The organism is Spirosoma gilvum (assembly GCF_054776815.1).
The window spans coordinates 805,134-828,583 of the sequence record NZ_BAAHBH010000001.1 but is presented as its reverse complement, the minus strand read 5'-3'; the positions used below and the strand labels follow the sequence as shown (position 1 = coordinate 828,583).

Sequence of the window (23,450 nt, the reverse complement as noted above, 5' to 3'; positions counted from 1 at the left end):
TGTCCTAAAATGAAAAGCCTGTTCACCAGACGTTAGCCAATATTGTACACCAGTCAATGCGACTGAAATGTACACGCCAATCCGTCTTGTGAACCATGAACCTATTTTATAGTTTAAGCTGCTTTCTCATTGGGGTATGCACACCCGCTTGGACTCAAACCCGGCTTACCGGAGCGATCTGGGATGATAGTGGCAAACCCCTCCCCTTTGCCAGTATCGCCCTGCTGAGAAGTCCTGACTCGAGCTTGGTAAAAGGGACCATCAGCCAGGAATCGGGTAGCTACGCGCTGGATAATATTCGACCGGGTCAGTATCGACTGGTGGCCTCAGCAGTAGGCTACGCACCCGGTCGGTCGGAGCTGGTGTTGGTTGGTACAACGCCCATTCAACTGCCAGTGCTCACCTTACAGGCGGCTACGAAATCACTTCGTGAAGTAGCCGTAGCCGCCAGGAAACCCCTGTTTGAGCAGCAAATTGACCGTCTGGTGATCAATGTCCAAAGCAGCATTACGGCAGCGGGTGGCTCCGCCCTGGACATCCTCGAACGGTCGCCGGGTATAACCGTTAACCGCCAGAACAACAGCCTGACCTTGAGCGGAAAAGGGGGCGTGATGGTAATGCTCAACGCTAAACTTACTCGCCTGCCCATAGCGACGGTAATGGAAATGCTGGCGGGTATGCCAGCCAGCGACATTGAAAAAATTGAACTTATTACCAGCCCACCAGCCCGCTATGATGCTGAAGGCGACGCGGGGCTTATCAATATTGTTACGAAGAAAAACAGTGCTTATGGTACCAATGGTAGTCTCTCTGCTACCGTCGGCTACGGCTGGTATGAACGCCCTTCGGCCACGCTCAACCTCAACCACCGGCAGCAGAAACTCAATCTGTACGGAAGCTACTCGTTTGTCCGAAACCGGAGTTGGGAAGAGTATGCCCTGAATCGAGTGGTGTCGCAAACGGACGTCCCACTCATGACCGACATTGTCTCGAACCGCTTTACGTTACGTACCATCCATACGGCCAGACTTGGGTTCGATTATACCCTAAATCCGCATACAACATTAAGCGGACTGATCTCTGGATTTAGCAATAAATGGTCGGCCGATATGCCCACACGTTCGTCTATCTGGAAAAATGGCGAACTCATCAGCCAGAACACGATACAGTCAGATCGAACCAACCAATGGAAGCATGGACTTATAAACCTTACCCTACGGCATGTTTTCACGAATAAGCAGGAGTGGAGCCTGGACATTGACCGACTATATTACTACAATCAGAATCCAGCTTACTATGCCAATACGATTCAGTATCTACAGGCAGCTACACAGGATAAGCAACAATTCAGGACACTGAAAGAAACGCCCGTTCGGATGTGGGTGCTAAAAACAGACTTTACGAAGCCGCTTGGCACGAAAGGACGTTTAGAAACCGGCCTGAAAACTAGCATTGCTTCGCTCAATAATTCTGTCACCTTAGATCGACAAACCGGGGATCGCTGGCAGGCGGATACACTTTTTACCAACCAATACAGCCTCACCGAGACGATTCTGGCCGGGTATGTCAGCCTAAACCAGCCACTCGATGCTAAAACAACCCTTCAGGCTGGGGTTCGCTATGAATATACCCAAACCGACATCGACACCCCAGAAGGCAACTCGTTGGTACACCGGCGGTATGGCAACTTTTTTCCAACTATTTTTCTGTCACGAAAACTCAACAGGCAACACACCGTCAACCTGACCTATACCCGACGGATCACCCGGCCATCCTACGACGCTCTGGCACCTTTTTTTGTCTTTTATGACCCAAACACCTTCCTTTCTGGCAATCCAGCCTTGTTTCCTGCGATTTCAGATGCCATTCAGGGGAGCTATATTTTTAAGGATATTTATGCGTTTTCGATAAAATATACCCAGAGTCGGAATGTAATTGCGCCCCTTCAACCGCACCTTAACCCAGCCACCAATCAACTGTACTACTACCCCGAAAATATGGCCCGGCAAAACACGCTTTCGTTAACCACAAGCTTACCGATAAAGATTACGTCCTGGTGGCAAAGTCAGAACAATCTGACGGGCCTTTACCAGAACCTGACGACAACGTACCAGAATCAGCCCATAAACCAGGCCCTATACACGCTTCAGCTTACGTCGTCGCATACGATTAAACTGCCTCGCCGATTTACGGCCGAAGTGACTGGTATGTATCAGGGCCCATTCGTTTCAGGCCTGTATCGTACGCTGGCTTCAGGCCAAGTGACGGTTGGTGTTCAAAAACTACTGCCTGCCGATAAAGGAACGCTCCGGCTGGCAGTCAGTGATTTGTTCTGGACCAACGTGTATCGTACACAAAGTAATTTGCCTACCCTTAACCTGAACGACCGGGGCACCTACCATTTCGAGCCACGTGTAGTTCAATTCACCTACATGCGCAATTTCGGTAGCCAAACCGTGAAAGCAGCCAATCGACGCGTTACGGGCTCGGAAGAAGAACGAGGGCGGCTTAGCCAATGACGTCAAAGATTAATGGATAATGAAAATGAATAATGGATAATGACTTACGATCTGTTCATCAGACACTTCATCATTCATTTTACATTATCCATTATCCATTATCCATTATCCATTTACTTAAACCTTCTCTTTTAAACCAGCCGATGAGTCGCTTCGTACTATGGATAATCCTGCTGACGTTGCCATTGATGAGCCTCAGCCAGTCGCCACGAGCCTATTTTGAGCAGCTTACAACGGCTAATGGCCTACCCGAAAATTCGGTTAGTTGCCTACTACAGGATCATTTGGGATTCATATGGATGGGTACTCAGAACGGATTAGTGCGGTATGATGGCACCCGGATGACCGTGTATCAGTACGGTCCGAATGACCCATATAGCCTGAAACACAATGCCATTAGCTATTTGTATGAAGACCGACAGGGCAATGTATGGGTAGGCTGTGTGGGTGGGTTGTATTGCTTTGACCGGGCCACCCAACGATTCACGTCGTACTCGACAGAAAAAGGAAAGGAATTTCCAGGCCTGTTTGCCTTTATTTATCAGGACAGGCGGGGTAATTTTTGGGTCATTACCGACAAGGAAAATTTACGAGTCCTACATCAGTATAATTCAAAAACGGCCCGGTGGACGCACTACGAGCATGATCCCGCTCAACGGGATGGCCTGGCGTATACCGATGTGTTGATTATGTCGGCAACAGGGGTTCGGATGGCCTGTTTCCAGGAAGATGCCCAGGGCGATATTTGGGTAGTAACCCGCAATGGAGCCACCGTAAATTCCGACGCACTGTTATACCGATATGACCGGGCCAGTGATCGGTTCAGGCCCTATCAGCCCAAAGGCATTTCAGCGATACATCCCCCCCTGAATTATGTTAAAGCTCCCTATGTAGACCGTAAAGGCATGCTTTGGGTGCCTACCCACGGAAATGGCCTGTATCAGATCAATCCCAGAACCAATCAGCTCATCGCTCATTATCGGAACAATCCACACGATGCCCATAGCCTGATTTCCGATACGACCCGGACCATCTATGAAGATCGCTCTGGATTTTTCTGGATTTCTACGTTTTATGGCCTGGATCGACTAGACCCTAAAACCCATGAATTTACTCATTTTCCGCATGACCCCAACAACCTGCATAGCCCATCCGATAAAGTACTCGATGCATTTGGGGAGACGGCCAGTGGCAACGTCTGGTTTGGGACAGCGCTGGCCGGAATCGATGAATATGACCGAAAGACAGGGCGTTTTGTTCGCTACTCGCGGAACACTGGGCAGCCGGGTGGTCTGGCAACCGGAAAGCCGGGATCATTTATGATCGACCAAAGCGATTTGGTCTGGGCAGGAACCATTCGAACTGGCCTCAACAAGCAGAGCCGGATGACCCGTTTCTCCGTTTTCGATTACCGATCTCAACTACCCGGTCACCTGGCTTCTTCTACGGTAAGCACAGTCTATGAAGCTCCTTCCGAACCAGGTGTGCTTTGGTTTGGTACGGATGCAGGACTTGATCGGTATGATACTAAAACAGGCAAGTTGACCCATTATGCACTGGATCTGAAGAATGTAGCCACCACGGGTAACGACCGGGTGAGCAGCCTAACCGAAGATGCCAATGGCCATTTTTGGGTGGGAACCACCAACGGGCTTTACCGGATGGATCGAAAACGGGATACGTTCATCCGGTATGGACAGAATCCAGCTAACGCGAATTCGCTGAACTACAATTGGATCAGGACAATCCTGTCGGCACGGGATGGTACGGTATGGATTGGCACTAATTACGGGCTTAATCAATTTGATCCGCAAACAGGCCAGTTCACCCATTACTACCTGGCCGATACCCTCTATCATCCAGCCCTCTATCGCTTCGTTAACGCCATTAGTCTCCCTGAGCGTCGGCTTGCTTCGGCCTGGCACACCAAAGAGGGAAACGATGTTACGAGGCTATTTACACTCTCTCAACCAACCACAGTCGCCATTTCGGCGCTGGGATCAGTCACTTCGGCCCAAAAGAATGAGTATGGCTGGATTGAGGATGCCACCGGACGTAAGGTATGGGAACTAAGTTATCCGCGTACTCGCTATGCTGGGAGCGGAAACAAACGGATGCAGATCGAGCCACTGCATTTACCCGCAGGCACTTATCGCCTTCAGTATAGATCGAATGACGGGTCTGCCCAAACGCGCTTCAATATGCCCGTTCCTACACCCTATCATCCAGAGCTTTGGGGTATTCAGGTCGTAAAAATTTCGCCTGTGGAAGCGGATACCCTAAGCCGGTTGGCCAAAAAGTGGGTTTATTCCGGCTTGTCATCGGTTGTTATCAATGTACTCCACGAAGATAAAAAAGGGCGGATCTGGATTGGCACCAGCGGTGGTGGTCTGAACAGCTACGATCCCGCAACAGGCAAGTTCATGGTCTATAGTGAACCGATGAACGGGTTTAGCCAAATCATGGCCATTCACGAAGCACCCAACGGAACCCTGTGGGTGGGCGATTATTTCCATGGATTGTTCTCGTTTAACGCCGACAAAAGGATCTTTAACCACTACACGACCGCCCAGGGCCTATCCCACAATAGTGTCATGGGCATTGTGTCGGATGGGGATGGGTCTCTCTGGTTGAGTACCTTCAATGGTCTGTCCCGGTTCGATCCGGCAACCAACCGCTTTCGCACCTACTCGAGTGCGCATGGATTGCAGGGATTAGTGTTCCGCTATCCTCCGTTTCGAAGTTCGGCAGGCGACGTGTTCTTCCCCGGCGATCATGGTATCAGCACCTTAGCTCCCAATCAGCTTTTCGATGATCCTCATCCGCCAAAAGTTGTGCTGACCGACGTAGCGATATTCAACCAGAAAGCAGCCATTGGTCCCGATGCCCCACTGCTTGCCGATGTATCGATTGCGGATAAAATTACTCTGGCCCACGACCAGAATGAATTGACGTTTTCATTTGCCGCGCTGCATTATAACCGTAGCCCGGAGTGCCGATATGCCTTCAAACTTGAGCCCTACGATACCGAATGGGTGCAGGCAGGAACAACCCGGCAGGCCCGGTATACAGCCCTGAAACCTGGCTCCTATACCTTTCGGGTTAAAGCGGCCAACGCCGATGGCGTTTGGAACGAAAAAGGTACACGTATTTCAATCGTCATTCTACCTCCGTGGTGGCAAACCTGGTGGGCCTATTTGCTCTATGCCGTCTTTATTGGAGGAAGCATAGGGACGTTTATTCAATACCGTTCGAGTGCCCTACGGCGAGAAAATCGGGTGCTGGAAGAAAAAGTGGCAGACCGGACGAACCAACTCCAGGAATCCCTGGAACAGCTTAAGTCTACTCAAACGCAACTCATCCAGCGGGAGAAAATGGCCAGCCTGGGCGAGTTGACTGCGGGTATCGCCCACGAGATTCAGAACCCGCTCAACTTCGTTACTAATTTCTCCGAACTCAGTGCTGAATTAACCGATGAACTTAAACTGGCGGCTACCCAGGGCGATACGCAGGAAGTCCTTGCGCTTACCGATGACCTGGGTCAAAATCTTCAGAAAATCGTCCACCACGGCCAGCGGGCCAGTAACATCGTCAAGGGCATGCTCGAACATTCCCGCACCAGTTCAGGTCAAAAAGAATCGACTGATATCAATGCCCTGGCCGATGAATACCTGCGACTGGCTTATCAGGGTATTTGTGCCAAAGACAACTCGTTCAGCGCATCCCTGGTTACCGACTTTACGCCCAATCTCACACAGGTTCATGTAGTTCCTCAGGAGATAGGACGGGTCTTATTGAATCTGTACAACAACGCTTTTTATGCGGTTGGGCAACGGGCGCGTGGCATGGGGCATGAAGTTGACTATCAGCCCACTATTTGGGTTAGTACGGCACAAGTGGGTAGTCATGTACAGATTCGGGTCAAAGACAACGGGATGGGTATTCCCGAAGCGGTGAAAGCCAAAATTTTTCAGCCCTTTTTCACCACCAAGCCCACGGGCGAGGGCACAGGGTTGGGTCTGTCGCTGAGTTATGATATTGTGACCAAAGGGCATGGCGGAACACTGACGCTTGAAAGTCGGGAGAGGGAGGGAACAGCATTTATTATCACTTTACCCATAGCTAACAAACTATGAACCGATTGTTTGGAATCTTCCTCCTTTGGGTCTTTTCAATACCAGCGGTAATCGGTCAGACCACTCGAATTGATAGTCTGAAACGATTATTGGCCCAAACTGCTCAGGATACCAGCCGCGTGTTATTACTGAGCCAACTGGTTACTGATTTTGTGCTCTATTCGACCGATTCATGCATGAATCGGGCTCAACAAGCCCTGCAACTGGCTCAAAAAATCCATTTTGCAAAAGGAGAGAGTCAGGCCTTAACAGCAATGAGTATTGCTCATCGGGAACGTGGAGAGTTTCCTAAGTCCTTAGAGTATGCCCTTAAAGCGCTATCGATTGCCCGAGCCAATCAGGATCAACCGAAAGAGGCATTTGTACTGCATAATATCGGGGTTTTATACAATGCACTGGGCGAATACCGACAGGCCATCAATTACTACTCGGGGCCAAACACATTTACGAATCACTTTCCGACAAGCAGGGAGTTGTTAATATGTGGACCAACATGGTAAATCCATATATGGAACTGAACTTGCTGGATTCCGCACGATTTGTTGTTCAGCAAGCGTATCGACTAAACGGGGAGAAACTCAATGCTCAATTACCCAATATCCTAAGGAGTTTAGGTCGGCTTGAGGCTCTGGCTGGCCATAATCAGGAAGCCTTGCGTTATTACCGGGAAGCTTTGCGGTTAACCTATTTGACTAACAATGTTCGCAACCGATCCAGCATCCAAACCTTTATGGCTAGGCTGTTCGATGAGATGCATCAGCCCGATTCCAGTTTGTATTACGCGCGGTTGGCCTTCGTGAATACTAGACAAGCCTATCAATCAAGGTTGCCAGAGGTTAGTCTTTTATTGGCGAAACTCTATAAGTTGATGAATCAACCGGATAGCGCCTATGCCTATCAGGAAATTGCCCGGGTCGCTACCGACAGTTTGTTTGGGCTTGCAAAATTTCAGCAACTTCAACGCCTTACCCTGGCCGAACAACAACGCCAGCAGCAGTTGATCAACGCTCAGAAAGACTACCAAAACCAGGTTCGGTTTTACGCTGTGCTAATTGGATTGGCCGTTTTGGGTTTACTGGCAATTATTCTTTGGCGCAACAATCGACAACAACAGAAGGCGAATGAACAGCTTCATCGTCAAAAAGAAGAAATTGAACGTCAACGAGGTAAGGTTGAACAAGCTCTTACAGAACTGAAAACTACACAAACTCAACTCATTCAACGCGAGAAAATGGCTTCTCTGGGTGAGTTGACCGCTGGCATAGCTCATGAAATTCAGAACCCCTTAAACTTCGTCAACAACTTCTCCGAACTATCCACGGAGTTAATCGGGGAACTGACTGAAGAGCTGGATAGGGGTGATACCAACGAGGCCAAAGCCATTGCCACAGATCTGACCCAAAATCTGCAAAAAATCACTCATCATGGTAAACGGGCCAGCAGCATCGTTAAGGGCATGCTGGAACACTCTCGTACCAGTTCGGGACAGAAAGAACCCACCGATCTCAGTGCCCTGGCTGATGAGTATCTACGAATAGCTTATCAGGGCTTTCGAGCGAAAGACAAGACCTTTAATGCTGAGCTAAAAACCAATTTCGATCCTGATTTACCCTCAATAAAGGTAGTGCCCCAGGATATCGGACGAGTCCTGTTGAACCTGTACAACAATGCCTTTTATTCGGTTGAGCAACAGGCGCGGGGCATGGGGCACGGGGTTGACTATCAGCCCACTATTTGGGTCAGTACCCTTTTCCTCCCTCTCCTGGAAGGAGAGGGCCGGGGTGAGGTGCAAATCCAGATTAAAGACAACGGGATGGGTATTCCTGAAGCGATAAAAGCCAAAATATTCCAGCCCTTCTTTACCACAAAGCCCACCGGCGAGGGGACGGGATTGGGCCTAAGTTTGAGCTATGATATTGTCACCAAAGGGCATGGGGGAACGCTGGATGTAACGACTGTTCCAGGAGAATTTACCGAATTCATCATCGCACTACCAATCGCTTAACCAGAACAGCTAGTGGCCTGAAAACGAACATAGTTGACCTGAAAACGACTGTCTATTTTCTAAATAATAAGGAATATTGTCTGTCCATCAGGATGGCACTCACCTTTCAAAATTATGAAAAGATACCAGTTTATAAAGACCTGTTTGGCGGCAGGTGCTTTCGTGGTTTCGCCCATTGCTCTGATTGCCAACTCAATAAAGAAATACAGAGTGGGTAATGGGTTTATGGTAGGCGCTGGGAAAGATCGATTTGATAAACCAATTACGCTTTTACAGGGAGACACTTTTTTTACCAAGATTTCAACGCAGGATACCAATGGCGACTTGTTTGTGTTCGAATCGACTCGGTTAAAGGAAGGCGGCCCGTCGCATCATTATCATTTTAATCAGGACGAGTGGTGGTATGTCCTTCAAGGTGAATTTCTGATCAAAGTAGGAGAAACGACGTATCACGCCAAAGCCGGTGACAGCGTTTTCGGCCCCAGGATGGTTCCTCACAGTTTTGCCAAAGTTGGCGAAGGCGAAGCAAAGCTTTTAATGATTTTTCAGCCTGCTGGTCGAATGGAGGAATACTTTAAAAAAGTGAGTGAAGGTGCCACCAAAGATTTAACGGAAGAACAGCGCATACGGCTTAATGAAGAATTCGGCGTAAAGCAGGTTGGCCCTCCGATAACCTATTTAAAGCGATAACCTTCCTCTTTATTTACCATGAACACTAGCCTGAATCCCCTCCCGGCCCACCCACCCATACCTTCAGCCAACATCCGCATCGAATCCATTGATGTACTTCGTGGCATGGTCATGGTGATTATGGCTCTGGATCACGTCCGGCATCTGTTTCACAGTACGGCCTTTACTGCCGACCCACTGGACCTGACAACCACAACGCCACCCCTGTTTTTTACCCGGTGGATCACCCATTTTTGCGCCCCCATTTTCGTATTTCTCTCGGGTACATCCATCTATTTACAAAGCCAGCGGAAGACAAAGCGGGAACTAAGCAATTTTCTGATTAAACGAGGCTTATGGCTGATTTTCGCCGAGCTAACGATCATTACGCTGGGCATTACCTTCAACCCATTTTATAATGCCCTTATCTTTCAGGTAATCTGGGCCATTGGCATGAGTATGCTTATCCTGGGCCTGCTGATTCACCTGCCTTTCAGGCTGATGCTGGTAATAGGGTTGGCTATTGTGCTAGGGCATAATCTGCTCGATATACCCGAAGCTGTGCCGGGATTTAAGCCTGGTTTCTGGTGGTCATTACTTCATTATCCGAACAGGTATTCCTTCGCGGTCGATCATCGGCTTATCTACGACTATCCCTTTCTGCCGTGGTTGGGGCTGATGATCGTCGGTTATTGCGCGGGTGTCTTCTTCGAGTCTACCGTCTCACATGCACAACGACGCGCGCTATTGATTCGCATGGGTCTTGGGCTGATTGCCTTCTTTTTCCTGCTGCGGTTCAGCAATCTTTATGGCGACCCGCTGGTGTGGAGCCCGCAAAAGAATTGGCTTTTCACGCTGCTTTCGTTCATCAACGTGGATAAATACCCGCCCTCCCTGCTCTTCATGTGTATGACGATTGGCCCGGCGCTGCTCTTCCTGGCTGTTATCGAATCCGTCAAAAATCAGTTTACAACTGTCATGCACACCTTTGGCCGGACGGCGTTTTTCTACTACATTGTGCATTGGTACCTCATTCATACGCTCTGCCTGATTGCTTTTCTTCTACGTGGCCATACGTGGGCAGATACCTGGAACATACCAAAGGCCACCAAGTTTATCGTGCCCGGTGAGGGAGTCAGCCTGCCTGTTGTTTACATGATTTGGGGATTGGTAATCCTGACGATGTATCCACTCTGCCGGTGGTACGATACCTATAAAACCAGCCACAAAAACCAGTGGTGGCTCAGCTATTTGTAAAAACAGCTTCTTAGGCGTTGAAGATTACCCGAACTTGTTAATTCCAAGTGTATTACGTCCAGAAATTCGTAATTTTTACGCCAAATAATCAGCCAGTTATAGCGACCCCATGATAACAATTTTAGTTGTCGATGACGAAGTGGATCTGGAGCCGCTTCTGCGCGGTAGATTTCGGCAGCAGATTCAACAGAAAATGTACACCTTTCTGTTTGCTCAGAACGGTCGCCAGGGCCTCACCATCATTCGGGAACAGCCTGCCATCGACCTGATTCTGCTGGATATTCAAATGCCGGAGATGGATGGGCTGGCGCTACTCAATGAACTAGCGGCCCTCAACGTATTGATTGGTACGGTCATGGTGTCGGCTTATGGCGATATGAACAACATCCGTACGGCCATGAACCGGGGCGCCTTTGATTTTGTGACGAAGCCAATTGACTTTGCCGACCTCTCACTGACTATTGAAAAAACGGCCCGCTATGTACAACAACTACGTGAGTCGCAGCAGTTAAAAGTGATTAGTGAATTAAAAACGCGCTTTTTTGACAACATTACCCATGAGTTCCGTACGCCACTCACGTTGATTCTATCACCAGTCGAGCAACTTCTGCAACATCCTCCCGAGCCTCAGGATCTGCGCACGAGTCTGCTGATGGTGGAACGTAACGCCCAACAACTGTTGCGACTCATCAATCAGTTGCTGGATCTGGCTAAACTCGAAGCGGGATACTTACCCCTTTCCCCAAAAGCAGGCGATTTAACGGCTTTTGTGGGGCAGATTGTACAAACCTTCAAACCGCTCGCCGATAGTCGGCAGGTCGAGTTAGACTATCAAAGTGACCTGGCTGGATTCTACGTCTTCGACAGCGAGAAACTTGAGCAAATCATATTCAATCTGTTGATGAATGCGCTCAAATTCACGGCTGCGGGTCAAGTAACTGTGCAGGTAACCCAACGGGCGACCATTCAGATAAGCGTCTCCGATACAGGCATTGGCATTGCGCCAGAAAAATTACCCTATATTTTTAATCGCTTCTATCAGGTTATTCCTTCCGGGCACCGACAATTCATTAAAACCGATGAAGTGCCTGGCTTTACAACCCCAGGCACGGGCATTGGTCTGGCTTTAGTGAAAGAATTGACCGAACTTATGGGCGGAACGGTATCTGTACAAAGCACGGTCAGACACGCAGCCGGTGAAAAATCGGGCACCCTTTTCACGATCAGTTTACCGTTTCTGGCTGTGTCGGGTACACCCCCAATTGATTCGGATGCCAAGCCCGTATTGCAGCCGTTGGAATGGCTAAGTCAACCAGCAACTACCCCATCGAATCAACCTTCAGGGTCGGTAGGTACAGAACTTACCCGTTCGTCGGATTCAGAAAAAGCTTTAGTGCTGGTGGTTGAAGATAATCCTGAACTCTGTGCCTTTATCGCGAAGGAATTATCGAGGGCATACCGAATTCTAACGGCTGACAATGGCGAAGCGGGATGGAAACTGGCAAAAGCCGAGCTACCCGATATTGTGTTAACCGATGTGATGATGCCCGGAATCGATGGGTACGAATTAACCCATCGACTGAAAAGTGACCTCACTACCGACCATATCGCCGTGGTGATCCTCTCGGCAAAAACCGCTCATCCAAGCCGGATAGAGGGCTTACAGCAAGGGGCCGATGATTACATCAGCAAACCGTTTCATGTTGACGAATTGAACCTGCGATTACAGAACCTACTGACCCGTCAGCAAACCTTACGGGCTCATTATCAACAAGTACTTTCTCAACCAGGCAATCTTTCTCCGACTGAAGTGGTACTGGACAAATTTCTCCAGAAACTACAAGCCTTGCTCGAAAAGCATTTAGATGATAGTCAGTTTGGGGTTAACGAACTAGCCTATGAGGTAGGCATGAGCCGCCGAACGCTTGCCCGGAAATTGATGGCAATAACCAATTTATCCATCAATGACTTTATGCGTCAGTTTCGATTGCTCCGAGCAACACAGTTCCTTCAGGAAGGCCATAACGTATCGGAAACCGCTTATATGGTAGGATACGAAAGTCCGGCCTACTTTGCCATTGTTTTTAAAGAGTTTTTCCAGAAGACTCCATCCGAGTTTATGAGACGTTAGTGCATGATTCCCAGTGCTATAAAAAGGTCAACCCTCTATATTGGGTACCTTTCTAATCGGCATAGCTGTAGCTTTTGTTACTCAGATACGTATATAGATATTTATATTTTCACCAGACTGTACACGTCTTATAACATATGTTTGGCAATCGGCAACAAGATGATTAACTTGTAGCCGCCAAATCTGTACCTTATGACGATTACGTTTACCCCAATTGAGCTCCCTTTCAAAGTAGGCGCTACTGTATATGTCAATCAGGAGCATGGACAGCGACTTCAGGATGAGAAAGGGCCAACCTTTCCTTATTTTGAGGCCCAGATCGAGCGCATTTTCTTTGATGGCCGATTAGAGGAAATGAGTGTCATTGATCAGCCGGTTGATGTCTATGAATTGAAAGTAGCAACGGCTGTCTATGAACTAAAACCGATCGGTCAGTACGACGGTCTGGTCAAAATGCCGTTGAAGCTGAAACTGCCCGTAAAAGAACCCAAGCTATTTGGTAGTGAACAGGAATTGATGGATTACCTGAAATCCCTACAGCATATCGAACAGCATGTTATTCCATCTAAGACTGACCCGGAAGGCGAACCGTCTTAAACCAGTACTCCCGTATACTGATCACAATATCCAGCAGTTGGCTGTGGGTAGACGGCTTCATAATGACGGATTGAGCCCCTAGCTGATAGGCTAGCGACACTTTATCGACATCTTCAACACCCGTGAGCATAATAACCGGAATATCGGCCCACTGTCGATTGATCTTTAGATTCATCAGAATTTCCAGCCCGTCGGGAAAGGGCATGTGCATATCCAGAAAGATCAGATGAGGGCGGGCTGATGGGTCGGCCAGTACTTCCAACAGAATTAATCCATTGTAGAAAATCCGTAAGCGACAATTCGGGATAATTTCGTGGATAGCCATCTCAAACAGGATGGCATCTTCCTCATCATCATCTACTAAATACACTAATCGATTAGGATCACTTTTGGGTAGAGATGATGATGTCATAAGTTGAGTTTTCAAAGTATGAATACGTAGCTATTCATACATAACTAATGTGGCCCCTGAACGTCCCTGATAAATTTAAATTTTACGTCAAAGCTATGACTTTCTCAGCGATAACCATACGAAAGCTGGACAATTAGGCCGAAAGTAACTTATTGGTTTTCAGTTTATGGTTTATTGAGAACTGGGCATCAGGAAGATTGCACACAGCTCCTGATAAACCATAAACCGAAAACGCTTACGGAAATTTTGGAAACTTGCTAAAGTCGGGTTTGCGCTTTTCTATAAAGGCCTCTTTCCCTTCTTTGGCTTCTTCTGACAGGTAGTACAGCAATGTAGCATCGCCAGCCAACTGCTGAATACCGGCCTGCCCATCCAGTTCGGCATTAAACGAAGCCTTCAACATCCGAATGGCGATCGGGCTCTTTTCGAGGATTTTCCGGCACCAGCTAAGCGTTACTTCTTCCAGTTGATCGAGTGGTACTACTTTGTTGACCAAACCCATTTCCAACGCTTCCTGTGCGTCGTACTGATCGCACAGAAACCAGATTTCGCGGGCTTTTTTCTGACCAACAATACGCGCCAGATAAGAGGCACCAAACCCGCCATCGAACGAACCAACTTTAGGCCCGGTCTGACCAAACCTTGCATTTTCGGCCGCAATGGTTAAATCGCAAACGACGTGCAACACATGCCCTCCTCCGATGGCGTAGCCTGCTACCATGGCAATGACAGGCTTCGGAATGCGCCGGATTTGCATTTGTAAATCCAGTACGTTCAGGCGTGGTACTTTGTCCTCTCCAACGTACCCACCGTGTCCACGCACTGACTGATCGCCACCCGAACAGAACGCTTCACCCCCTTCGCCCGTCAAAATAATGACGCCAACCCGTTCGTCCTGTCGGGCTATTTCCATAGCCTCCGACATTTCCTTAACGGTCAGCGGAGTAAAGGCATTACGCTTATGTGGCCGATTGATACTGATTTTAGCAATCCCTTCGTAGTAGCTGAACAGGATTTCTTTGTATTCCTTAATCGTTTCCCAGGGGTAATTACTTGTCATAATGATTGAATTACTGAATGATAGAATGATAGAATGGGTGTAGGAGGGTTATATTTTCTCACTTTCACCCATTCTATCATTCTATCATTCACTCATTGAAAATTCTGTTTCATGATACTGCACATCCCAGGTATGATCGGCCATCATACGGACGGTGGCGAGGCAACGCTCAAACGGGAATTTTCGTCCCCATTCGGTTGGCCCTACCATCGAGAGGAGGTCTGTGCCATTTTTACGCTGATAGAAATAGTACGTGTGTCCCACTACCGGTTCGAAACTCATGTGCGCGGCATAAATGCGCTCCGATATTTCGACGCGATTTCGTATAGCCGTAGCCTGCTCGGCCAGCAACTGCATCTGTTTATACAGTTGACTGAGCTGCATGTCGGTTTGTTCGCGCATGGCCGCTACGGCCCGCCCTGTGATTTTACCCTTGTCTTCAGGGCGAATAATAGCCCCACCGACTGAGTGTGCATACGCCAGCAGTCCCGGTGACTCGGCAACTTTATCCGGCGAAATCGGATTGATGAAAACTTTCGCTTCTTCCATATTTGTTAATTGGGTAACCGCCCGGCAAACGTCTTTGTTCGCTGTCGTTGAATGACAAAAAATAACGCATATTTACGCCGATGATTTCGGCATATTGCCACAAAAGTACACCAAAACCGTTATGGATACTACGTTTCTGCCCTCAGATCAGTCAACTATGCATCGTCAGGAGTTTTTTCGGCTGGTGGGTATCAGCATTGGCACCATACTGCTCAAACGTTGTATGATCGGGTGTAGTGACCAGGCGGATGGGAACCCTCCCCCCACCCCGACTCAAAAAGTTGACTTTACCCTACGACTGGACGATAAAATCAACGAAAATCTGACCGTTAAGGGTGGCTACGTGATCGCTAACGGGGTAATTGTCGCCCAAACGAAAGACGGACAGTATGTAGCCGTATCGGCCAACTGTACTCACCAGAACACGCAGCTTGTCTATAAATCCGTTGAAAATCAGTTCTATTGCCCACTACACCTCTCCCGCTTCGCCACCAATGGCAGCGTGATTGCGGGTCCGGCAGTCGTTCCGCTCACGCAGTACACTGTGGAGCCTAACCTCTCGGCTGGTACCATACGGGTTCATAATTAAGCGACCATTCAGCTAGTGCGAAATCGGGTTATTTATGGGTTATTGACGATTTGTATCGTCGGAGCTGGACTGGCATCCAGGGCATATATGAGCCATAGTTCGTTCGTTAAAAATTACGTTGGCGATGCCTTATGGGCGCTGATGGTATTTTTGGGATTCGGAATTCTGTTCCGTCACTGGTCGACAGGCAGGCTTGCCTTGGTAGCCTTCTTTTTCTCGGCAGGTATTGAATTTAGTCAATTGTATCACGCGCCCTGGATCGATCACCTACGCGCTACGCGGCTGGGTGGTTTAGTTTTAGGGTTTACGTTTATCTGGAGCGATCTGATCTGTTATGCGGTGGGTATCGGAGTCGGCGCCCTTGCCGAACATCTGCTGTTACCTACTTATTCTACAAATCACCAACATAAGCCGGTACAGTCAACTCGTACCCATTAGTGTTCTTATTCCATGTTTATTCCATCATCTGGACAATGGCCTTCGCCCAATACACTCTATGAATCCGAGACATTGGCTTTTTGTCAGGCCTGGCAAAGTGGTCAGCAGGAATTTACCCTGAAAACATCCGGCTCAACCGGCATCCCTAAACCCATTCGGCTTACACGGGCGCAAATGCAGGCGAGTGCTCATTTAACCGGGCAAACGCTTGGCCTACAGGCAGGTGATCCAGCACTAGTTTGCCTGAATATTCAGTATGTAGCTGGAACAATGATGCTGGTACGCGGCCTGGAACTAGGGCTACCCATGACCATTATCGAACCCACCAGCAATCCATTAGAACAATTTGACCCAACCAACAACCACTTTGTCTTTACCGCTTTGGTCCCGCTGCAACTGCAAACGATCCTGGACACATCGCCCGAGAAACTTCCAATCCTCAACGGCATGAAAGCCATTCTAATTGGTGGAGCGGCTACCAGTCCAGCGTTAGAGAAGGCGTTGCAACGTATTACGTCCCCTGTTTTTGCCACCTATGGCATGACCGAAACAGTTTCGCACATTGCCCTTCGGCGGCTCAATGGCCCCGATTCAACGGACAGTTTTACGGCCCTTGACGGAGTAACACTTGGCACCGACGAACGAGATTGTCTGCACATCACGTCGGCGGCCACTAATTTTGAGCGGGTTCAAACCAACGATGTCGTCGAACTACTCGACAGCCAGCATTTTCGCCTGCTGGGCCGGGCCGATACCATTATCAACACGGGGGGGGTAAAAGTGCAACCCGAATCAGTAGAGAAAATTATTAGTCATGTACTGAGTGACAATGGCTTTCTGAACAGGGTTATCGTAGTTGGACAGACCGACGAACAACTGGGGCAGCGGGTAGTGGCCGTAGTCGAACAAGCCGATGCGATTCCGTCTGAGCCATTTTCACGAGCCTGGGAAGTGGCAAGGGCCAGCATCCGTCAGCAGATTGGTCGGTATGCCGTTCCAAAAGATGTCATTATTGTCCCTAAATTTGTCGAAACCGCTACGGGTAAAATTGACCGTCGGGCAACCGTCGCCAAGTATCTTGAACAATCGGCCTCCTAATGGCTGGTTTTCTACCAACGCCTATGTTTAAACACCTCCAGATTCGTTTTCAGACGGCTCGTTCGCTGCCTGCCCCATATGCCTATTTTTACACGCTGACAGCCCGTCCAGTCGGCACTAATTCCCTACAGGTCGAACTCGTCGTCACCTATCCTGATCGCGACGATATTGATGATGATGAGTTAGAGGCAGAAGGTTATACCCGCAATGACGATTTTAGCTGGAAAGGTCAGTTGCCTAAAACCTGGCTGGATACCCTGACGAACCTGATTCGCAAAACAGAATTACAGCCTCTGGAGGAAGATGCTCTGGACGAAGACGATGATTTCTGGAACATGACCATCGAAACTAACAACATCCGGCAAGGTCAGCCCAGCAACAACGACGATTGGCATTATCTGGTACAGGAATTGATGCAGGCCACCTACGAACTTACCGGAAAGGAACGCCCGTTTGAACTAACTTACCTCGACCTGAACAGCCGCCAGGGCGACACAGAACTCTATCTGACGGGCTCCTTCGCCGAACGACAGGTAACCCTTCGCAGCCTACAGCAGCGACGTGAAGGCACACGTACCCTCCCCTGGACGACTTTGCAACAGGTTATGAGTAAAGTGTACAATCATGATTTCTCAACGGTTGAAGCGCTGACCAAACGCCCAAAACGGGACGGGCGCTGGCTAAATCTGGGCGGTGAGGAGTGGTACGATGTTCATTCGATACCTGCCCTAACCAAGCTATTCGGCAACTTGTAGGCAATAAAATTCCTGAATCTATCGAGTCCAGACTTCCGAAGCCACCATCCCTTGGAAGCGGTGTTTTTGTTCACGCAATGCTAAGCCCGTTTTAGCCAGCACCAGCTGCCAGTTGGCTAACTGTCGGATCTGGATACCGGCTGCCACCCGAAAAAATCGGATCATCAGCCAGAGTAATGCCTGCTGCCACCAACGAACAGTGGACACAAAGTCGGTAACGAGCCAAAATCCGCCGGGTTTCAACACGCGATACAGCCGAGGGACAAACGTCGTTTGCAGAAATGATGCCGTAAAGAGGTCGAGCACAAAAGGGGTCATGATCACATCGAACTGATCGTTTTCGGTCAGGCTGGTTTCATCGCCCAGCCGAAATTCCACAGAGCCCATGACCGACTGATCTAAAATCCGCCGACTGGCACGGGCAAGCATTTGAGACGATGTTTCCAGATACACCACTTGCCTGGGCTGGCAACGGGTCAACACTTGTTGGAGCAACCAGCCCGTTCCTCCACCAACTATCAGAATGGTAGCCCCTGTCGGAATTCGGTTTAACCAGATCAGTTGCGCCTGCTGTAGTGTACGACCAAACACCATAAAAGCCAGTGCATCGTAAATCGGTGCTATTGCATTGAAGTTTCCACCCACTCTAGGTTTATTGGTTAATTATTTTTCCATCTCCTCACCAAACGACAGGAAGTCTTTGTACATCGCGCATTCGCGAATCATTTCCTGATTGAACGGACTACGGGTGTGATTGTTGAAAAAGTCTTTGTAATACTGGGCGTATTTCGTTTTACGGAGAGCCAGCATATTTTTGACAAAGGTTGAATCTTCTTCATATACATACCCGTTTCGAACCTGCTCGATGGACTTCTGCAAGGAGAACGCATTGGCTTCGCACCGAGCTGCCATATAAGCCGACCGATCAGCCAACGCAGGCGTTTTGGCCGATTTAGCCGATTTTTCGAAATAAGTACGGGCCGTAGTTGTTGTATAATAGTCCGTATTCATCAACTCATCGAATCGCTTTTGCTTTGCTGTCGGATCGGTTGGCGTGTTGTAAACTGGCGGCTCTCCCCCACTCCAGAACGATTTCGTTACCAGCCAGGCATTACCGTACCAACTCATATTCCAGGCCCCGCAGCCTAACTGATAATACAATTCAGCCGCTTTGTCGCCCGAAGCACCTTTAGCCTGCTGTTCCAACTCGGCCATCCGCCGGGCAAACGTCACAGGAGTATAGGCATTTTCCTCAGACTCAGCGGGGAAGCTCATACCTTTCCCTTGCAAGCGAGGCATTTTTACAGCAAATGGATTTCGGGTAAAGAAGGTATTAAAGGCATCGTTCTCCCAGGTTTTCGGGTCAATTTTGGCAAATACGTCGGCCGCTTCAGCGTAGTGGTGTTCCATCATCAGCCGTCGCCCCAGCAGCAGATTCAGGTAATCATTGGTTAGGCCCGACAGCTTCAGCAGTCGTTTGTCAAAGTCCGTTAAGCTTTTCTGGTTGGCGTAGACAAGTGTCTGCTGAACGGTGATTGACGGAATCGAATCTTCAATGGCAATAGGGTCGCCGATGCTCGAAAAATCGCCATTGCCCTGAGTCGTCAACATGGTTAGCAGGTAGGCTTTCGCCTGACTCGGGCCGTCTACATCAGATGTTTTCGAACGCGAACAACTGGAAAACCATCCAGTTTTAGTTTCTTGTTTCTGCTGGTAAATTGACGCAAACTGTTTGCAGGTAGCGACAAACGCATTATTTAGCCGAAAGCTCTGAGTCGTATCAAACTCTTCCAGATACCCAATGAGTTGATTCTCTACTTCGGGCGTCATGGCTGAGGTTTGAGCGGCCAGCAGCAACATACGTTGTAACGCAATCTGCTTTTTCAGGTTCGGATTGTTGGTCGGTAGCTGAGCTGCCTGATCCAGATGCGTTTGTGACTCTTTATAGTCTTTTCCGATGTAGTCCAGGTAGGCAGCCGCTGTGTACCAGAAAGCCCCATCGCCAAGTTCTTTGCTTTCCGCTGATTCGAGGGCAAACGACCGAAGCTTATCGAAGTACGTAACCGACTCTGCCTTACGACCAACGAATCCAACTGAATCGGGCTCCATACTCATCGTACTGCTCATGTATTCCGGCCCATCGATAAAGAAATAATATTCGTTCCGGTTGATTTCCCGCGCCATCACCAGCTCGACCAGCGGGTTTTTAGGTGCCAGATGGACCAACGCTTTAAGCAATTCGAGGGCGTCCTGACCGGGTTGAATGGCGCATAAGGCATAAACGGCAGCCCGCTCCCCATCGGTTTTGGCGTACTGCAGCGCTTCGTCGTGGAACTTGATGCCGTATTTCCGCAGACTCGTTTCGGCCGCTCTCCGGCGCGATGGACACCGATCAAATACCTGCGCAAATTCATAAATCGCCAGCGACGTATCGCCCAATGCCAACGATGCCCCCGCCCGGCGACACAACGCCCAGTCGCTCATGAACGTCTTTTTAGGCAACGGCTTGACAAGCTGGTCATACAAGTTTGACGCCTGTTTGTAGTCGGCCAGTTCACAAGCCAGCTTTACTGCCTGAAACGCATACCGTTCTTTCAAAAAAGCATCATTGGTGGTCTTGTAAGTGGATTTTGCTTCCTCCAGCAGTTGCGGTAGTCTGGCGCTATCTACGGGAGTTGCATCAGCCGACCATGGATTTGCCTGTCCATCGTCGGCCGACCAGGCAAATTTCAGATACGATACAGCCGGGGCTTTGGTCCGCTCTAACGCCGAGGTGAGCTTTGTAACGGCTTCAGCCTCTTCGCTATACAATGCCTTACTGACTTCCGTTTCGGACAATCCCCCCCCAGCATATTCGGCCCAGGCTTTTACATTCTCATCGACGACAATCGTGTCTTCCGGGTACACTCCCCATTCGGTATCGGCATAAAGTTGTGGAGAGAAGACAAATCCCCGATCACTCGGCAGCATCGTTGCCGATTCGGGTTGAAAAAAGCTCATGAACTCGTTGGGGTCGAAGGAAGGGCCACAGGCAAAACCCAGCAGTACAGCAACAGACAGGGCAATCTTACGGAATCGAATGGAGGAGGGTTTGGATGGTTTCACGGGAATAAGCCGATAGAACGGTAGAATCTAGGTGGTATAATGTAAATGTAACGGTCGGGTTGCTAATCTGATGAAGCACTCTATTTTTTTCAGTCATTAACACGTCAGCCGAAACGGCTTCGGCCCGGAACAAGTCGCCCCGTCGAATAGAAAACCCAAAAGCTAACGTATCGCGGTTCGCTACAAAACGGTTAGTGTCGGCCTGTATTGCCAGAAAACGGCTGTCTATCAGCGCCTTTCGGTCTATGTTATTCAGAAACGTCAGAAAGCGATTGTTTCGATATACGACTGTCCAGCGAATCAGAGGCAGGACCAGGTCGAGCGGTAACGGGTAAGTGGCTACGTACGACAAATACTGGTTCGCTACTTCGGCATCATAAATGGAATTGCGTGTATCAGCCCGTTTCCAGTCGGCCAAGTTATACAGCATCAGCATGCCCCGACTTACGGGTGGTATTCCCGTCTGGTCGGTGTACTTGATTTGATGAAGCCGAATGGTAGCCGAGAGCGGGCAACGAAGTTGAGTGCTCAACAGCTTCAGCAGCCGGAAATAGCGATCGCGGGTACGGGTGCTCCAGTCGCAGTCAAACTGGACTTCCTGAAAACCAATAGCCTGCTGTTGGCTGATTTGCCGAATGGTTTCGGAAATATGTGTAGCCAGTTCGGGTAAACTCGCCGATGTCAGGTTCAGCAACGTCCGATTGGTGATGAACACAACCGGTACGATATGACCCATCGGTTTTTGCCGAAACCGGATCAACGCTTTAGGAACCGCCTGCCGGGTTTTCGCATCCCAATCCACATCGAACAGGTGCAGATACAGTGTTTTAACCTGTACTTTCCTGAGCAGGTCAAGTTCAGATGCGGTCGGATTGTAGGTTGCCTTCCAGTGATAAAACGCGGGTGTAAGTTGTTTTGGCGAGTCGGCAGGCTGGCAGGAAAACAGAAACAAACCTACCCCGGCCAGGAAGTATATATTGCCAAAAAATCGTTTCCGTTTACCCATTTAACGCAAATGAACAAGTAAGAATAGAACCGCACCCGGTGCGGTTCTATTGATAATTTACCGATATAATTTAGATGGATTTTCGAGGGTATTGATCCAGCGCTGAACTTCTTCTAATGTACCCATCATGGCGCCTGCCTGCCCTTTTACCCAACCCTGATTTTTCTCGATATCCAGCGTAACCTCGCAGGATAATAAACCGGGATAAAGCCGAAGGTGCATCGTAACCGTCGAGGAGTCTAGCCATTTCACATCATCACCAGACCACAAATAATCAAGCTTAAACAACGTGACATCATCACTCACTCGGATTAAATAAGGTTGATCAATCCAGTGGCTCATGCGAATTTCATTACTGGCAAAACTCACTTTGTAGCGCTGATCGGGTGAAAAAACTTCTTCCATTGGTCATTGTATCTGTTAGGCAGCAAAAATAGGTGGACAAGAGTGGTATCGGCCATACCCATTTAGTATCTGGTAATCCTGCCTGAATAGTTGGTCCAGAAAACCAAACCACTTACAGAAAAGCCAACATCCCGAACAGCTTTACCTGTTCGGGATGTTGGACAGATCAGCAACACCACTTAACGACCGAAATTCAATCCATAAGCGAAATTGAAAGAAAATGCCCCACTCCCCTGACTGAAACTGGTAATGAAACTAGTTCCTACATCCACATAACTTCCATTAGCCAATCGTATCGCATAGCCGAACATGGGCTCAAACCGAAAGGCAGTAGTCGCCAGTTGACTGACCCCAATATCGACACCAAAGTTGAGCCCTGCATGTAAACCGTCGATGATGTAAAAGCGTGGACCCACCGTGATGGGGATGGAGATGCCGGAAGCCGTATTGTAGTAATACCGATAATAGTCCTTGTAGCGACCTTTTACCAGAAAGTACTCCATACCGGTCTTCCCCGTGATGGCAAAGTTGGCTCCCAACGGCTGCTGATAGCGAATATCCAGGCCTGTCTGGAAACCCGTTCCATTGTATCGGCCTACGCCAACTGCCACGGGCGTACCGATGAATAGTATCCGGTTGCGGCCCTGAGCCCGGACCGAGGTATGCAGAGCCATAACGGCCAGTACCAAAAAAGCAATGCGTATGATGCTGGGTTTCAT

Annotated in this window: 20 protein-coding genes; 12 read left to right on the top strand and 8 right to left on the bottom strand. The window is 49.0% G+C overall.

The genetic code is table 11. From position 1 onward, the window contains the following. Positions 1-95: 95 nt before the first annotated feature. The 8 genes from ACYVFD_RS03355 to ACYVFD_RS03320 all read left to right on the top strand — a co-directional run bounded on the left by ACYVFD_RS03355 (position 96) and on the right by ACYVFD_RS03320 (position 13,314). Positions 96-2,519 (top strand): TonB-dependent receptor domain-containing protein, encoded by a 2,424-nt coding sequence (locus ACYVFD_RS03355; protein WP_461088338.1) that lies wholly within the window; start codon positions 96-98, stop codon positions 2,517-2,519. A gap of 143 nt (positions 2,520-2,662) precedes the next feature. Further along, positions 2,663-6,655, top strand: coding sequence for a sensor histidine kinase (locus tag ACYVFD_RS03350; RefSeq protein ID WP_461088337.1), 3,993 nt, complete (start codon positions 2,663-2,665; stop codon positions 6,653-6,655). Next, positions 6,652-7,155 (top strand): tetratricopeptide repeat protein, encoded by a 504-nt coding sequence (locus ACYVFD_RS03345; RefSeq protein ID WP_461088336.1) that lies wholly within the window; start codon positions 6,652-6,654, stop codon positions 7,153-7,155. Before ACYVFD_RS03350 ends, ACYVFD_RS03345 begins: the two co-directional genes overlap by 4 nt. Positions 7,156-7,163: 8 nt before the next feature. Further along, positions 7,164-8,660, top strand: coding sequence for an ATP-binding protein (locus ACYVFD_RS03340; protein ID WP_461088335.1), 1,497 nt, complete (start codon positions 7,164-7,166; stop codon positions 8,658-8,660). A gap of 114 nt (positions 8,661-8,774) precedes the next feature. Further along, positions 8,775-9,350, top strand: coding sequence for a cupin domain-containing protein (locus tag ACYVFD_RS03335; protein ID WP_461088334.1), 576 nt, complete (start codon positions 8,775-8,777; stop codon positions 9,348-9,350). An 18-nt stretch (positions 9,351-9,368) separates the two neighbouring features. Next, positions 9,369-10,586: a DUF1624 domain-containing protein gene (locus ACYVFD_RS03330; protein ID WP_461088333.1), complete on the top strand. Its 1,218-nt coding sequence runs from the start codon at positions 9,369-9,371 to the stop codon at positions 10,584-10,586. 109 nt (positions 10,587-10,695) lie between these two features. Beyond that, positions 10,696-12,717, top strand: a complete 2,022-nt coding sequence (locus ACYVFD_RS03325) for a hybrid sensor histidine kinase/response regulator transcription factor (RefSeq protein WP_461088332.1) — start codon at positions 10,696-10,698, stop codon at positions 12,715-12,717. A 192-nt stretch (positions 12,718-12,909) separates the two neighbouring features. Beyond that, a complete protein-coding gene (locus ACYVFD_RS03320) occupies positions 12,910-13,314 on the top strand; it encodes a hypothetical protein (RefSeq protein WP_461088331.1) in 405 nt (134 codons plus the stop codon). Here the strand turns inward: ACYVFD_RS03320 and ACYVFD_RS03315 are convergent. The 3 genes from ACYVFD_RS03315 to ACYVFD_RS03305 all read right to left on the bottom strand — a co-directional run bounded on the left by ACYVFD_RS03315 (position 13,283) and on the right by ACYVFD_RS03305 (position 15,335). Then, positions 13,283-13,726 carry a response regulator gene (locus tag ACYVFD_RS03315; RefSeq protein WP_461088330.1) on the bottom strand — a complete coding sequence of 148 codons (444 nt, stop codon included), beginning with the start codon at positions 13,724-13,726 and terminating at the stop codon, positions 13,283-13,285. The genes ACYVFD_RS03320 and ACYVFD_RS03315 overlap by 32 nt on opposite strands. A gap of 235 nt (positions 13,727-13,961) precedes the next feature. Next, positions 13,962-14,786 carry a 1,4-dihydroxy-2-naphthoyl-CoA synthase gene (gene menB, locus ACYVFD_RS03310; RefSeq protein WP_461088329.1) on the bottom strand — a complete coding sequence of 275 codons (825 nt, stop codon included), beginning with the start codon at positions 14,784-14,786 and terminating at the stop codon, positions 13,962-13,964. A gap of 84 nt (positions 14,787-14,870) precedes the next feature. Then, a complete protein-coding gene (locus ACYVFD_RS03305) occupies positions 14,871-15,335 on the bottom strand; it encodes a DUF2452 domain-containing protein (protein WP_461088328.1) in 465 nt (154 codons plus the stop codon). Positions 15,336-15,456: 121 nt separating this feature from the next. Here ACYVFD_RS03305 and ACYVFD_RS03300 point away from each other — a divergent pair, with 121 nt between their 5' ends. Genes ACYVFD_RS03300 through ACYVFD_RS03285 form a run of 4 tightly spaced genes read left to right on the top strand, consistent with a single transcriptional unit; the run spans position 15,457 to position 18,215 of the window. After that, positions 15,457-15,924, top strand: coding sequence for a QcrA and Rieske domain-containing protein (locus tag ACYVFD_RS03300; RefSeq protein ID WP_461088327.1), 468 nt, complete (start codon positions 15,457-15,459; stop codon positions 15,922-15,924). 15 nt (positions 15,925-15,939) lie between these two features. After that, the gene (locus ACYVFD_RS03295; protein WP_461088326.1) at positions 15,940-16,362 is read left to right on the top strand and encodes a ribosomal maturation YjgA family protein; all 423 of its coding nucleotides are present in this window, start codon (positions 15,940-15,942) and stop codon (positions 16,360-16,362) included. A gap of 12 nt (positions 16,363-16,374) precedes the next feature. After that, a complete protein-coding gene (locus ACYVFD_RS03290) occupies positions 16,375-17,460 on the top strand; it encodes an AMP-binding protein (protein ID WP_461088325.1) in 1,086 nt (361 codons plus the stop codon). Between the two features lie 23 nt (positions 17,461-17,483). Then, positions 17,484-18,215: a hypothetical protein gene (locus tag ACYVFD_RS03285; protein ID WP_461088324.1), complete on the top strand. Its 732-nt coding sequence runs from the start codon at positions 17,484-17,486 to the stop codon at positions 18,213-18,215. An 18-nt stretch (positions 18,216-18,233) separates the two neighbouring features. Here ACYVFD_RS03285 and ACYVFD_RS03280 read toward each other — a convergent pair whose 3' ends face one another. The 5 genes from ACYVFD_RS03280 to ACYVFD_RS03260 all read right to left on the bottom strand — a co-directional run bounded on the left by ACYVFD_RS03280 (position 18,234) and on the right by ACYVFD_RS03260 (position 23,450). After that, the gene (locus ACYVFD_RS03280) at positions 18,234-18,860 is read right to left on the bottom strand and encodes a class I SAM-dependent methyltransferase (protein ID WP_461088323.1); all 627 of its coding nucleotides are present in this window, start codon (positions 18,858-18,860) and stop codon (positions 18,234-18,236) included. Between the two features lie 18 nt (positions 18,861-18,878). Continuing rightward, on the bottom strand, positions 18,879-21,320 hold the full coding sequence (locus tag ACYVFD_RS03275; RefSeq protein ID WP_461088322.1) for a hypothetical protein: 2,442 nt from the start codon (positions 21,318-21,320) through the stop codon (positions 18,879-18,881). Next, complete coding sequence (locus ACYVFD_RS03270) at positions 21,283-22,326, bottom strand: hypothetical protein (RefSeq protein ID WP_461088321.1); 1,044 nt, start codon at positions 22,324-22,326, stop codon at positions 21,283-21,285. The genes ACYVFD_RS03275 and ACYVFD_RS03270 overlap by 38 nt, the downstream gene beginning before the upstream one ends. 57 nt (positions 22,327-22,383) lie before the next feature. Then, positions 22,384-22,731: a hypothetical protein gene (locus ACYVFD_RS03265; RefSeq protein ID WP_461088320.1), complete on the bottom strand. Its 348-nt coding sequence runs from the start codon at positions 22,729-22,731 to the stop codon at positions 22,384-22,386. A gap of 179 nt (positions 22,732-22,910) precedes the next feature. After that, positions 22,911-23,450: a hypothetical protein gene (locus ACYVFD_RS03260; protein WP_461088319.1), complete on the bottom strand. Its 540-nt coding sequence runs from the start codon at positions 23,448-23,450 to the stop codon at positions 22,911-22,913.